11 protein-coding genes are annotated in these 13,291 nt (G+C 63.6%); 10 read left to right on the forward strand and 1 reads right to left on the reverse strand.

Going from position 1 to position 13,291, the window contains the following annotated elements; genetic code table 11:
• Position 1 precedes the first annotated feature (1 nt).
• The 10 genes from waaC (at position 2) to BBG20_RS02765 (ending at position 10,901) form a co-directional block, all read left to right on the forward strand.
• Positions 2 to 1,063, forward strand: coding sequence for a lipopolysaccharide heptosyltransferase I (gene waaC, locus BBG20_RS02720; protein WP_065900026.1), 1,062 nt, complete (start codon positions 2 to 4; stop codon positions 1,061 to 1,063).
• On the forward strand, positions 1,063 to 2,187 hold the full coding sequence (locus tag BBG20_RS02725; protein WP_065900028.1) for a glycosyltransferase family 4 protein: 1,125 nt from the start codon (positions 1,063 to 1,065) through the stop codon (positions 2,185 to 2,187). Before waaC ends, BBG20_RS02725 begins: the two co-directional genes overlap by 1 nt.
• Positions 2,184 to 2,990, forward strand: coding sequence for a lipopolysaccharide core heptose(I) kinase RfaP (rfaP, locus tag BBG20_RS02730; protein ID WP_065900029.1), 807 nt, complete (start codon positions 2,184 to 2,186; stop codon positions 2,988 to 2,990). The genes BBG20_RS02725 and rfaP overlap by 4 nt, the downstream gene beginning before the upstream one ends.
• Positions 2,990 to 3,724: a lipopolysaccharide kinase InaA family protein gene (locus BBG20_RS02735; protein ID WP_065900030.1), complete on the forward strand. Its 735-nt coding sequence runs from the start codon at positions 2,990 to 2,992 to the stop codon at positions 3,722 to 3,724. Before rfaP ends, BBG20_RS02735 begins: the two co-directional genes overlap by 1 nt.
• On the forward strand, positions 3,721 to 4,473 hold the full coding sequence (locus tag BBG20_RS02740) for a lipopolysaccharide kinase InaA family protein (RefSeq protein ID WP_065900031.1): 753 nt from the start codon (positions 3,721 to 3,723) through the stop codon (positions 4,471 to 4,473). Before BBG20_RS02735 ends, BBG20_RS02740 begins: the two co-directional genes overlap by 4 nt.
• Positions 4,473 to 5,909 (forward strand): lipopolysaccharide kinase InaA family protein, encoded by a 1,437-nt coding sequence (locus BBG20_RS02745; RefSeq protein WP_065900032.1) that lies wholly within the window; start codon positions 4,473 to 4,475, stop codon positions 5,907 to 5,909. Before BBG20_RS02740 ends, BBG20_RS02745 begins: the two co-directional genes overlap by 1 nt.
• A 586-nt stretch (positions 5,910 to 6,495) precedes the next feature.
• Positions 6,496 to 7,476: a sugar ABC transporter substrate-binding protein gene (locus tag BBG20_RS02750; RefSeq protein WP_065900033.1), complete on the forward strand. Its 981-nt coding sequence runs from the start codon at positions 6,496 to 6,498 to the stop codon at positions 7,474 to 7,476.
• On the forward strand, positions 7,476 to 8,999 hold the full coding sequence (locus BBG20_RS02755; RefSeq protein ID WP_065900036.1) for a sugar ABC transporter ATP-binding protein: 1,524 nt from the start codon (positions 7,476 to 7,478) through the stop codon (positions 8,997 to 8,999). The genes BBG20_RS02750 and BBG20_RS02755 overlap by 1 nt, the downstream gene beginning before the upstream one ends.
• A complete protein-coding gene (locus BBG20_RS02760) occupies positions 8,992 to 9,978 on the forward strand; it encodes an ABC transporter permease (protein ID WP_065900038.1) in 987 nt (328 codons plus the stop codon). The genes BBG20_RS02755 and BBG20_RS02760 overlap by 8 nt, the downstream gene beginning before the upstream one ends.
• Positions 9,975 to 10,901 (forward strand): ABC transporter permease, encoded by a 927-nt coding sequence (locus BBG20_RS02765; RefSeq protein WP_065900040.1) that lies wholly within the window; start codon positions 9,975 to 9,977, stop codon positions 10,899 to 10,901. Before BBG20_RS02760 ends, BBG20_RS02765 begins: the two co-directional genes overlap by 4 nt.
• A 152-nt stretch (positions 10,902 to 11,053) precedes the next feature.
• On the opposite strand, the gene BBG20_RS02770 is transcribed toward BBG20_RS02765, so the two are convergent.
• The gene (locus BBG20_RS02770; protein WP_065900042.1) at positions 11,054 to 13,138 is read right to left on the reverse strand and encodes a TonB-dependent receptor family protein; all 2,085 of its coding nucleotides are present in this window, start codon (positions 13,136 to 13,138) and stop codon (positions 11,054 to 11,056) included.
• Between the last annotated feature and the right edge of the window lie 153 nt (positions 13,139 to 13,291).

Raw genomic sequence — 13,291 nt, forward strand, 5'->3', positions numbered from 1 at the left:
TTTGCGCGTACTGGTAATCAAGACCTCATCCCTGGGCGACGTGATCCACGCGTTGCCGGCACTTACCGACGCCGCGCGGGCGATCCCGGGCATTCAATTCGACTGGGTGGTGGAAGAAGGCTTTGCCGAAATCCCCACCTGGCACCCGGCGGTGGACAAGGTGATCCCGGTGGCGATCCGCCGCTGGCGCAAGAACCTTTGGCAGACCTTCAAGAGTGGCGAGTGGCGACGCTTCAAGCAGCGCATTCAGTCGACCAAATATGACCTGGTAATCGATGCCCAGGGTCTGCTCAAAAGTGCCTGGTTGACCCGTTACGTGCGGGCCCCGGTGGCGGGTTTTGACCAGCAGTCGGCCCGTGAGCCAATCGCCGCGCGCTTCTATTCGCGCCGCCTGGCCGTGGCCCGTGGGCAGCATGCGGTGGAGCGTTTGCGCCAGCTGTTTGCCGTGGCACTCGGTTATGACTTGCCCAAAGGCCTGGGCGACTATGGCCTGAGCGTCGACAAGTTGCTCGGCCTGCCGCCGAAAAAGCCCTTCGTGCTGCTGCTGCACGGCACCACCTGGGACACCAAGCACTGGCCCGAAGCCTACTGGCGCGAGCTGGCCGAACGCATGGGCCGCCTGGGGGTGGACGTGAAGTTGCCGTGGGGCAACCCGGTCGAAAAGGCCCGGGCCGAGCGCCTGGCCCAGGGCCTGCCGAATGCCGAGGTCCTGCCCAAGTTGAACCTGGCCGGCGTCGCCCGCGTATTGGCCGGTGCCCGCGCCTGTGTGGCGGTGGACACCGGCCTTGGCCACTTGGCGGCGGCGCTGGATGTGCCGACCATTTCCCTGTTCGGCCCGACCAATCCCGGCCTGACCGGCGCCTACGGCAAGGGCCAGATTCACCTGGCCAGCGATTGGTCATGCGCACCGTGCCTGCAAAAGAACTGTACCTATCAACCGACGGCGGATGACCTGCGTCGGTTCGACATCAAGCGCGAGTCGCCCCTGTGCTTCACGCGCCTGAACCCTGAGCGTGTGGCGAGCCGGCTGAGCACGTTGTTACTGGCTGAGGAACTGCACTGATGCAACTGGCTTTTGTTCTGTACAAATACTTCCCCTTCGGCGGCCTGCAGCGTGACTTCATGCGCATCGCCCTGGAGTGCCAGCAGCGCGGCCATCAGATTCGTGTCTACACGCTGATCTGGGAAGGTGACATCCCGCCGGGCTTCGAAGTGCTGGTGGCGCCGGTCAAGGCATTCTTCAACCATCGGCGCAACGAAAAACTCAGCGCCTGGATGGCCGAGGACCTGGCCAAGCGCCCGGTCGACCGCCTGATCGGATTCAACAAGATGCCTGGCCTGGACGTGTACTACGCCGCCGATGGCTGCTTCGAAGACAAGGCGCAAAACCTGCGCCATTCGCTGTACCGCAATTTTGGTCGCTATCGCCACTTTGCCGAGTACGAGCGCGCGGTGTTCGCCAAGGATGCCAAGACCGAGATCCTGATGATCTCCGAAGTGCAGCAGCCGTTGTTCATCAAGCATTACGACACGCCGCTGCAACGCTTTCACCTGCTGCCGCCAGGCATTGCCCAGGACCGTCGCGCGCCGCCGAATGCGGCCGAGATTCGCCAGGGTTTCCGCCAGGAATTCAACCTGGCCGACGACGATTTGCTGCTGGTGCAAATCGGCTCCGGCTTCAAGACCAAAGGCGTCGATCGCAGCTTGAAAGCCGTGGCCGCGCTGCCGACGGAACTGAAAAAACGCACGCGCCTGTTTGTAATCGGCCAGGACGACCCCAAGGTATTCCAGCTGCAAAGCGCGACCCTGGGCCTGGGCGACAATGTGCAGTTCCTCAAGGGCCGCAGTGATATCCCGCGTTTCCTGCTGGGCGCCGATGTGTTGATCCACCCGGCGTACAACGAAAACACCGGCACCGTATTGCTCGAAGCCCTGGTGGCCGGGTTGCCGGTGCTGGTCTCGGCCGTGTGTGGTTACGCCCACTACATCGCCGAAGCCGACAGTGGCCTGGTGCTGGATGAGCCGTTCGAACAGAGCCAGCTCAACCAGTACCTGGCTCGCATGCTCACCGACACTGCACAGCGCGCGGCCTGGGGCCGCAATGGGTTGGCCTTCGCCGAGACGGCCGACCTCTACAGCATGCCGCAGCACGCTGCGGATGTGATTCTGGCGGAGCCAAAACGATGAAGTTGATTCTTGCCGAACCGTTCAAGACTTTATGGGCCGGGCGCGATGCCTTCGCCGAAGTCGAGCAACTGCAAGGCCAGGTATTCCGTGAACTGGCGGCACGTCGCACCTTGCGCACAGAGGTGGAGGGCCGTCCGTATTTCGTCAAAATCCACCGGGGTATCGGCTGGGGTGAAATCTTCAAGAACCTGATCACCGCCAAGCTTCCGGTGCTCGGCGCCGGCCTTGAGTGGGCGGCGATTCATCGCTTGCAGGAACTCGGCGTGCCGACCATGACCGGCGTGGCCTTCGGTGAAAAGGGCAGCAACCCGGCGGACCAGCACTCGTTCATCATCACCGAAGAACTGGCGCCGACCCTCAGCCTCGAAGACCTCAGCATCAACTGGGTCGCCGAACCGCCTGCCCCCGCGCTGCGCCATGCGCTCACACACGAACTGGCACGCATGGTGGGCGACATGCACCGTGGTGGCGTCAATCACCGTGACTGCTACCTCTGCCACTTCTTGCTGGACACTTCCAGGCCCATCGACGCGAACAACATCAAGCTCTCGGTGATCGACCTGCACCGCGCCCAGTTGCGTGCCCATCTGCCGCTGCGCTGGCGCGACAAGGACTTGTCCGCGCTGTACTACTCGGCGCTGGACATCGGCCTGACGCGCCGCGACAAACTGCGCTTCCTCAAGGGCTACTTCCGCCAGCCGCTGCGCCAGATCCTGGCGGAGCAATCGGCATCGTTGAGCCTGATGCAGCGTAAGGCCGACAAGCTGTACGCGCGCAAGCAACGTTATGGGGATGCGATCTGATGGCGGGTTGGAACCTGGAACCTGCCTACGCCCACCTGGCGGATGATTTTGGAAGCCTCGACGCGGTGTTCGCCCTGCAAGGCGAACGCCTGACCCGCGATCCCTTGTCGGAAGTGATCCGCGTGGAGCGCGGCGGGGTCAATTACTACGTCAAGCGCTACACCGGCGCCGGCAAGGGTTTGCGGCGCTACCTGGGCAAGCCGCGCGTGAAGTCCGAATGGCAGAACCTCAAGCGCTTCGCCAAGTGGGGCATCCCCACCGCCGACGTGGTCGCCTGGGGCCTCGCGCGCAAGGGGCTGGCCTACGACCGTGGGGCGATGATCACCCGCGAATTGCCGAGGACCGAAGACCTCTCGGTGCTGGCCGAGCGTAACGATGCGCGCCTGCGCGACCCCAAATGGGTCGACGCGGTCAGCCGCCAGCTCGCTGAATACACGCGAACCATGCACGACCATCGGTTTACCCATAACGATTTGAAGTGGCGCAACCTGCTGATCGACGACCAGTCGACCCTGTACCTGATCGACTGCCCCAATGGCGATTTCTGGCGCGGCTTCTGGCTCAAGTACCGCATCACCAAGGACCTGGCGTGCCTGGACAAGGTGGCCAAGTATCACCTGTCAGCCACCCAGCGCCTGCGTTTCTACATGCAGTACCGTCAGCGCCGGCACCTGAGTGCATCGGACAAACAGCGTATTCGCCACGTGGTGAAGTTTTTCGAGGGACGCGAATGAGTGATTTCCTGGCGGCCGAAGACCGCGCCCTGTTGGAGCGCCACGGCCTCGCGACATTCGACGCGCTGTGGGCCAAGCAACTGGACGCGGTGGACGAGCCGAACACCAGCCGTGGCGGCTGGAGCAGTGTGTTTCGCCTGGAGCTGGACGGCCACGGCTATTACCTCAAGCGCCAGAGCAACTACCTCACGCGCAGCTTGCACCGGCCGTTGGGCGAGCCCAGTTTCTCGCGCGAATTTCGCAATATCAGCCGTTACCGCAAGCTCGGTATCCCGGCGTTGCAGGCGGCGTTCTATGGCGAGCGCAAGGTCGCCGGCGAACACCGCGCGATGCTGCTGACCCGCGCCCTGGACGGCTGGAATGACCTGGACTCGCTGCTGGAGCAGTGGGCGCACCTGAGCGACGCCCAGCACCACGCGATCCTGTTGGCCTGCGGCCTGTTGGCGCGCCGGCTGCACAGCGTTGGCCAGGTGCATGGCTGTTTCTACCCCAAGCATATTTTCCTGCAGGCCACCGGTGACGGTTATGCCGCGCAGTTGATCGATCTGGAGAAAACCCGCCCGCTGCTGTTCGGCTGGCGTGACCGGGTCAAGGACCTGGAGCCGTTGTTGCGCCGTGCGCCGCAATGGTCGGATGCGCAGGTGCGCCGTTTGCTGGCGGCCTACCTCGATCAACCTGAGGGCAGTGCATTGGTCGGCACCTGGCTGCAGCGCCTGACGAAACGGCGTAGCCACAAGGAGAACCGCTGATGCGTCTGTCCGAGCTGAAAAACGCCGGCCGCACACCGAGCCTGCCCCTCACTCTGGATCTTGCCGATGCCGCCGGCCCCGGCCAGTTGCAACTGCTGAGCCTGTTGCGCGTGTTGCCAGGCGAGCGCTACGTGGGCGCGGCGGTGTGGCGCGGGCGTCCGGTGCTGGCCAAGTTGTTGGTGGGTAGCAAGGCGGCGCGGCATTTTCAGCGTGAGCTGCGCGGCGTGCGGCTGCTCGCCGAGCAAGGCCTGACCACCCCGTTGCTGCTCGCCGATGGCTTGCAGGAAGGCGAGGGCGGTTGGCTGCTGTTCGAATTTATCGAGGGCGCTGAGAGTCTGGCTGATGCCTGGCACGCCGTCGAAGGCCTGCCGCCGTTGGCCGACGAGCAGACAGCGGTGCTGGCCGAGGCGCTGGGTGCGGTCGCGCAGATGCACGCCAAAGGGCTGTGGCAGGAAGACCTGCACCTGGACAACCTGCTGCGCCAGGACGGCAAGCTGTACCTGATCGATGGCGCCGGGATTCGCGTCGAAGAAGCCGGTAAGCCGCTGTCACGAAACCGTGTGCTGGAAAACCTCGGGGTGTTTTTCGCCCAGTTGCCAAAAAATCTCGAGCCGTTTACCGAAGAACTGCTGGTGTACTACCTGCTGGGCAACAGCGAGCACGCCCTGCCGCTGGAAGCCTTGGAGAAACAGGTGCGCAAGGTCAGTGCCTGGCGCCTGAAAGACTTTCTGCACAAGGTCGGCCGCGAATGCACGCTGTTCAGCGTGGTGCGAGGGGCCTTCGCCTTGCGCGCGATTCGTCGCGAGGAAGAGCCGGCGATGCTCTCGGTACTGGAGCAGGCGGATGCATTGCTCGACCAGGGCCACCTGTACAAGACCGGCGGGGCCGCCAGCGTGGCCAAGGTCGAGGTGGCCGGTCGGCCGCTGGTGATCAAGCGCTACAACATCAAGGGTTTTGCCCACTGGCTCAAGCGCTTCTGGCGCCCCAGTCGCGCCTGGCATTCCTGGCGCGAAGGCAACCGCCTGGCCTTCCTCGGCATCGCCACGCCCAAGCCGCTGGCCGTGCTGGAAAAGCGTTTTCTCTGGCTGCGCAGCCGCGCATACCTGGTCACCGAATACCTGCCGGGTCCGGACATCATCGAGCGCTTCGCGCCGTACGTTGAAAACGGCGAGGCGCCGGAAAACGAACTGCAGGCGCTGGATCAGCTGTTCGCCGAGCTGATCCGCGAACGCATCAGCCATGGTGACTTCAAGGGTCATAACCTGTTCTGGGACAAGGACCGCTGGTCGCTGATCGACCTCGACGCCATGTGCCAACACAGCTCAATCGCGAGCTTCACCCCGGCGTATTCCAGGGACCGCGCGCGGTTCATGCGCAACTGGCCGCAGAGCAGCGCGTTGTACCAACTGATCGATCAGCGACTGCCCAAACTGTAGGCGCCGGCTTGCCGGCGAGGGCGGCCCGCCAAATCCATGTCGGATGACGGGCACACCGAGCGTAGGGGCAAGAGCGCTTTGGTTGCTTTCGCGCTTCTCGAAAGTGACCCGCTGCAAGAGCGGCACCCGTAGCCGCCGTTGCCGCAGAAAGGGATAGGTACTCAGTCTGATCCAACATGCTGGTCGACTGTCAGGTCGCCTTCGCGGGCAAGCCCGCTCCCACATTCGCATGGGGGGGCAGATAAAATTCGTTTCAGGCAATTCCGCATTCCAGCAAGCGAAAAGCCCCGATGAAACTCACCGAGGCTAGAGCGCCGACCGGGATCCCCCAGTCCCTTTGCGCCAGGTTCTATGCTTGCGATTCCAGCGTGTCAACGCAGGCGCTTTAGTCGAAATGCGCAAGCTGGGGGCGAACACCCCGTGGCAGGTGTTGCGTGGGCAACAGCGATTGGGCAGTTGTGTTCAAGAACGACATCACACTTTCGCTTTGGGTTTTTATCTTGCTGATTTAACTCATTAAAAATCCTGGCACGGGCTCTGCAATAGCACCTGGTGAACCCTTTCACCGTTTGCAGCGGAGCCCTGTATGCCTTCCAGCCTTTCCTCGCTTTCCCGTTTAATCTACCTTGGCGCCGTCCTGCTGCTGAGTGGCGTGGCCCATGCTGCAGAAGGTGATGATGCCGTGCCGTCCCTGGCCGGCAAGCGCATTGCGGTGAGCATGACCGGCACCAGTCACTATTTCGATATCAAGGCGTTCCAGGCGCAGGTCGATGAGATCAAGCGCCTGGGCGGTACACCGATCACCCTGGATGCCGGGCGTAACGACAAAAACCTGGTGACGCAGCTGCAGACCGTGGTCACCCAGAAGCCGGACGCGGTGATCCAGACCCTCGGTACCCTCAGCGTGATCGACCCCTGGCTCAAGCGCATCAGCAAGGCCGGCATCCCGCTGTTCACCATCGATGCGCCCTCGCAATACAGCCTCAACAACACCACCTCGGACAACGTCGCCACCGGCAAGGCGCTGGCCGATCAGTTGATCAAGGACGCTGGCGGCAAGGGCAAGATCCTGGTGTTCAATGGTTTCTACGGCGTGCCGGTGTGCGCGATCCGTTATGACCAGTTGAAGCTGGCGCTCAAGGATTACCCACAGCTGGAGATCATCCAGCCGGAACTGCGCGATGTGATCCCCAATACCGTGCAGGACGCCTATTCCCAAGTGTCGGCACTGCTCAACAAATACCCGGCGGGCAGCGTCTCGGCGATCTGGTCGGCGTGGGACATCCCGCAACTGGGCGCGAGCAAGGCATTGATCGATGCCAAGCGCACCGAGATCAAGACCTACGGCGTCGACGGCACCCCCGAAGTGCTGGCGCTGCTCGGCCAGGCGAACTCGCCGGTGGGCGCGGTGGTGGCGCAGCAGCCGGCGCTGATCGGCAAGACCGCCGTGCAGAACGTGGCGCGTTACCTGGCCGGCCAACGTGACCTGCCCAAGGAAACCCATGTGCCCACGCTGCTGACCACCGCCGCCAACCTGGCGCAGGTCCAGCAATTGCGGGGTGACTGATGGCGGCATTGCACCTGCAGCACTTGCGCAAACGCTTCGGTGCCACCCAGGCGCTGGATGATGCGAGCCTGAAGGTCGAGCGTGGCAGCATTCACGGGCTGGTGGGCGAGAACGGCGCGGGCAAGTCGACCTTGATCAAGATCCTTGCCGGCCTTCACAAGGCTGATGCGGGACAGATCAGTATCGACGGCCAATCCTATGCCTCCTTGTCGCCGCGCCAGGTGGATGCGCTGGGCGTGCAGTTCATCCATCAGGAGCGCCTGCTGCCGGCCAGTTTCACTGTCGGCGAGGCGCTGTTTTTCGGCCATGAATTGCGCCGCGGGCCGTTCGTGGATCGGCGCCGACAGCAGCGTGAGGCCGAACGCTTGCTGGCCGAATATTTTGATCTGCAACTGCCGGCCGGCGCCTTGGTCGGCGAACTGAACAGCGCCGAGCGCCAAGTGCTGCAAATTACCCGGGCGTTGATCCGCCAGCCGAAAATCCTCGTATTCGACGAGCCCAGCGTGGCGTTGGTCAAGCGTGAAGTCGACCAGTTGCTGCGCATCGTCAAGCGTCTGCGTGACCAGGGGTTGTCGATTCTGTACATCTCCCATTACCTGCAGGAAATCGACAGCCTGTGCGATGAAGTCACCGTGTTGCGCAATGGCCGCGACGTGGCGGTGGTGCAGCCACGACACACCTCCAGCGCCGAGATTGCGCGGCTGATGGTCAACCGCGAGGTGCAGGAGATGTACCCCAAGGCCAAGGTCGAATTGGGCCCGCCGTTGTTGCAGGTGCGCGGGCTGAGCCTGGCGCGGCGTTATCGGCAGATTGACCTGCAGGTGCGCCGCGGAGAAATCCTCGGGCTGACCGGGCTGGTCGGCTCAGGTGCCAAAGAGTTGTTCAAGACCTTGTTCGGCGTGGAGCGCGCCGACAGCGGCAGCGTGCACCTGGACGGGCGCCTGTTGCGCCTGCGCTCGCCGGGCCAGGCGATTGCAGCGGGCATCGCCCTGGTGCCGGAAGAGCGGCGGAGCCAGGGCATTTCGCCGCTGCTGTCGGTGCTGGAAAACCTCACGCTGGCGGGGCTGGGAAGGTTCAGTCGCTGGGGGCTGTTGAGTCGGCACCAGGAGCACGCGGAGAGCGTGCGCTTGATCGATGAACTGGCGATCAAGGCGCCCGGCCCACACGCGGCGGTCAGCCAACTGAGCGGCGGCAACCAGCAAAAAGTCGCGTTGGGTAAATGGCTGAGTCGGCGCTCGGCCGTGTACCTGCTGGATGAGCCCTGCGTGGGTGTGGATGTGGGCGCCAAAGTGGAGATCTATCGCTTGATCGGACGTCTGGTGGAAGCGGGCGCGGCGGTGCTGGTGCTGTCTTCGGACTTGCCGGAATTGCTCGGTATCAGTGATCGGATTGTGGTGCTGCATCGCGGTGAGATCGCCGGTGAATTCCATGCCGGCGAGGCTGACAGCGATCAGTTGCTGGCCTGTGCGACGGGGGCCGTGCCCGCTGCAGCGCTGCCGGCGCGGGAGGTCGAACATGCTTGATGTCGTGACGCCTGGGTTCTCGCAACGCGTGTGGGTGCTGGTGCTGCGCCGGGGTTCGGTAGGGGTGTTCCTGGCGATCCTGGTGGGGTTTGCCGTGGCCGCACCGAATTTTTTGTCGGTGGGTAACCTGGCCAATGTGTTCAGCCAGTCGGCGATCCTCGGCGTGCTGGCCTTCGGGCTGACCTGCGTGATTATCGGCGGCGGCTCGAATGTGGTGGCCGGCGGACTCGACCTGTCGTTGGCGGCCAATCTCGGGCTGTGCGCGGCGGTGTTCAGCCGGCTCAACAATGCCTGCCTGGAGCTTTGGCTCAGCGTGCTGTTGACCCTGGGCTGTGGCCTGGCGGTCGGCGTGCTGAACGGCCTGGCGGTGGTGCTGCTGCGCTTGCCACCGTTGCTGGCGACGCTGGCGAGCATGAACGTACTGGCCGGGTTGGAGCTGGTGCTGACGGAAAACACCGTGGTCTCTACCGACTCGCCGCTGCTCGACCTGCTCAGCGGCGGCACCTGGCTGGCGGTGCCGGCACTGGCGTGGGTGCTGCTGGTGACGGCGGGCGTGCTGACCTTGCTGATCCAGCATTCGGCCTACGGGCTGCGCCTGCATGCGGTCGGCGAATACCCACAGGCGGCGCAGGCAGCCGGGATCCGGGTGCCGGCCTACGTGCTCTCGAGCTACCTGCTGTCGGGGTTGTGCGCCGCGGTGGCCGCGCTGTGTTCGGCGGCTTTTTTCAGCGGCAGTACCACCGGTTCCGGCGACATGTTGCTGTCGGTGGTGGCGATCGCTTTTCTTGGCGTGGTGTTTTCCAGGCGACTGGTGGCGAGTATCCCGGGCACCTTGCTCGCTGCGCTGTTGATCGGTTTTCTGATCAATGGCTTCCAGTTGCTCAACGTGTCGAGCTTCTGGGTCAATGGTGTGCAAGGCGTGTTGATCTTGCTGGTGGTCGCCGCCTCCAGCGCCTTGAACCGAGGAGTCCACCCATGAACCTGCGCGCCTTGTTGCCGCTGACCTTGCCGCTGGTGTTTGCGCTGATCGTCGCGGTGTTCGCCGTGCAGGCGCCAGGGTTCCTGAGCGCCGGCAACCTGCACAGCCTGCTGCTGAACAACTTCGTGTTGCTGGCGATTGTCGCCATCGGCATGACTTACGCCGTGGCCGCCGGCGGTATCGACCTGTCGGTGGGCACCGCGCTGGATTTCGCCAGTTTCAGCTTCGTCGTGCTGCTCAATGGTGGGCATGGCTGGGCGGTAGCTGCCACGGGGGCGCTGGTCGCTGCGTTGCTGGTCGGGGTGTTCAATGCCGGCTTGATCGCCGGGCTGCGCATCAGCCCTTTCCTGGCGACCCTGGGGACGTTGTTTATTGGCACCAGCGCCCAGCAGTTGCTGTCGGACGGCGGTCAGCCGATCTATATCGCCCAGGGCGTGAAGCCCGAACTGACCGGCCTGATCCCGCTGCTGATCGTCCTTGGGCTGGCACTGTTCTACGGCCTGGCACTTGCGCGCGGGCGCCTGGGCCGTGAGTTGTTGGCCCAGGGCACCCAGCCGCTGCTGGCGTATTACTCGGGGTTGTCGGTGCGGCGCATCGTGACCGTCGTGGCGCTGGCCACCGCGTTGGCCTGCGGGGTGGCGGGGGTGTTGCTCAGCTCGACGGTCAGCGCCTACGTGCCGCTGTCCGGCAATGCGTTTTTGCTCAATGCGATTGGCGCGGTGTTCATCGGCACGACGTTGAGCCGACAGGGCCGGGCGAATATCCCCGGCACCTTGCTGGGGGTGCTGTTTATCAACGTGATCGCCAACGGCCTGCTGCTGATCGGCTGGAATTTCTACTGGCAGCAGGTGGCGACCGGCGTGCTGATTTTTGTGGTGCTGACCTTCAGCTTTGCCAGTCGCCGTGTGCTGGAGCGCAGCTAGCCGGGGTTATTCAGCCTTGACCCGGATAATGTGGGTTTTATAGTTGCCGTTTCCCACACGTGACGCGATGCGCTTCATGGGCATTGCTTGCTGAAAAAGGCGTGCAAACGCTTTCGGCGCAGCGGGCAGGCTGCTTGAGTTCGGTGGGCGCATCAGAACTGGTACTGCGCGCCGGCTCCCGCATACCAGGAGCGTCCGGGCGCTGCTTCGTAGTAGCGGCCATTGCCGTCGCCGACGATCACCGAGCCGACGTACTGGCGGTCGAGCAGGTTATCCAGGCGCAGGGTCTGGTGGAAGGTCCAGTGCTCGACTTTCTGCTCGAAACGGGCGCGCCAGTTGAACACGCTGTAGCCGGGTGCGACGTGTTGCTGGTTGGTGTCTTCGACGTAGACCTTGCTGCGGTACATGCCTTCGATGGCAGTGCTGACCCAGTCCCGTGGCTTCCAGTTCAGTTCGGCGAACAGGGTGGTTTGCGGCACGCCGGGGAGGTAGTTGCCTTTGTCGACGGGCTTGCCGCCGCCGATGAAGTCGCTGTCATAGGTGGCTTGCAGGCGGGTGTAGGCAAGGCTGGTGCTCCAGTGTTCGGCCAACTGGCTTTCGATGCCCAGTTCGAAACCGCGCCGCAGGGTGCGGCCGGCGTTCTGGTAGCTGGTGCGCCCGCCCAGGGACTGGTCGACTACCAGTTCGTCCTCGGTGGTGATTTGGAACACCGCCGCGTTGATCCGCGTGTCGTTCAGTTGGGCCTTCAGGCCCACTTCATATTGGGTACTTTCGGACGGTTTCAGGCCGAAGTTGAAGCCCTCGACATTACCTGGCGCGTAGGCCAATTCTGCCTGGGTAGGGGTTTCGAAACCTTTGCCTGCACTGACGTAGCCGTGCAACTCGGGCGTGAACGCGTACATCACGCTCATCGACGGGGTGTTTTTCTGGTAGGTCTTGCTGCCGCTGGCGTCGCCATTGCTCAGGAATTGATCGTCGACGTCCAGTTGCATGGTGCTGTGGCGGATGCCGGCTTGCAGGGTCCAGCGGTCGAGAGCCCAGTTGGCCTGGAGGTAGGGATCGAGGCTGCGCGCCGTGTCGATTTCATCGCGGCGTAGCTGGCCCTTTACGCCAAGGGTGGTGCCGCTGTAGTTCTGGTAGCCGTGGCGGCTGTCTTCGCTCTGGTCGAAGTCCAGCCCGGTGATGATCGTCAGCTCACCCGGCGCGCTGTCGATGGGCTGCATCCAGCGTACGCTGCCGCCGTAGAACTTGCGGTCGAATTGCACCACGCCGCCGCCGCGTTCGTTGGACGGGGTGCCTTTGGGGATCGACAGATACTGAATCACACTCCTGCGCCCCGTATACGCATTCACCTGCAACGTCGCATCGCCGATGTAGCGCTCGTAATTCATCCCCAATTGCTGATGATCGATGCTTTTGCGCGTGTTGTACTGCAACGCGGCGGGGTCCACGGAGCGAGGGTCTGCCTTATACGCCTGCCATTTCTGCCCCAGCGGGTCCTGCGTCCCGTTCTGCTCCAGGCTGCTGTAGATCAGCGCCAGCTTGCTGTCGTCATCGGGCTGGAAATTGAGCTTGGCGAAGGTCTGGTCGCGGCGCGCGCTGCTGTGGTCGCGATAACCGTTGGTGTCCATGCGCGAGGCGTCGAGGACGAAGCCCGCACCATTGGCGGCGCCTTCGGCGCTCAAGTGGTTTTTGTTCAGGCCGTCGCTGCCCACCAGGGTTTCGGCGCCGATGCGCGGCGGGCCTTCACCGTCGCGGGAAAACATCTGGATCACGCCGCCGGCGTTGCTGCCATACAGCGTGGCGGCAGGCCCGCGCAGCACTTCGATGCGTTCGGCGGTGTCGAGGTTGAAGGTTGCGGCCTGGCCCTGGCCGTCCGGGGTGCTGGCGGGAATGCCGTCGGCAATCAGCTTGATGCCACGCACGCCGAACGCCGAGCGCGCGCCGAAGCCGCGGGAAGAAATCTGCAGGTCCTGCGCATAGTTCTGGCGGTTTTGCACCACCAGGCCAGGCACGCGGGACAGGGCTTCAGAGGCATTGATGCCCAATTGCCCGTCGCTGATCTGCTCGCGGCTGATGCCGTCCACCGAGTACGGCAGGTCGAACGTCGGGCTGGCGCTGCGTGAACCGGTGACGACGCTGGGGTCGAGGATCAGGGCAGTGTCGTCTGCACGGACGGTGTCACACAGGGCGAGCAGGCCGGGCAGCAACAGGGTGAAGCGAGTGAGCGGGGTCATGGTTCAGCCGGAATCCGTGGCGCTTAGGGTGTAAACGCGCAAAAGGGCGCGAGTTTAGTGACTCGGGCGATTTATTTCATTTAGGAATCGGCCTACGGAATCCGTCGGCGCGTTGGCGCTGGGCTCACACACGGCCCGATGTTAGCGTGGTCA

It is taken from the genome of Pseudomonas aylmerensis, assembly GCF_001702265.1.
Taxonomy (GTDB): domain Bacteria; phylum Pseudomonadota; class Gammaproteobacteria; order Pseudomonadales; family Pseudomonadaceae; genus Aquipseudomonas; species Aquipseudomonas aylmerensis.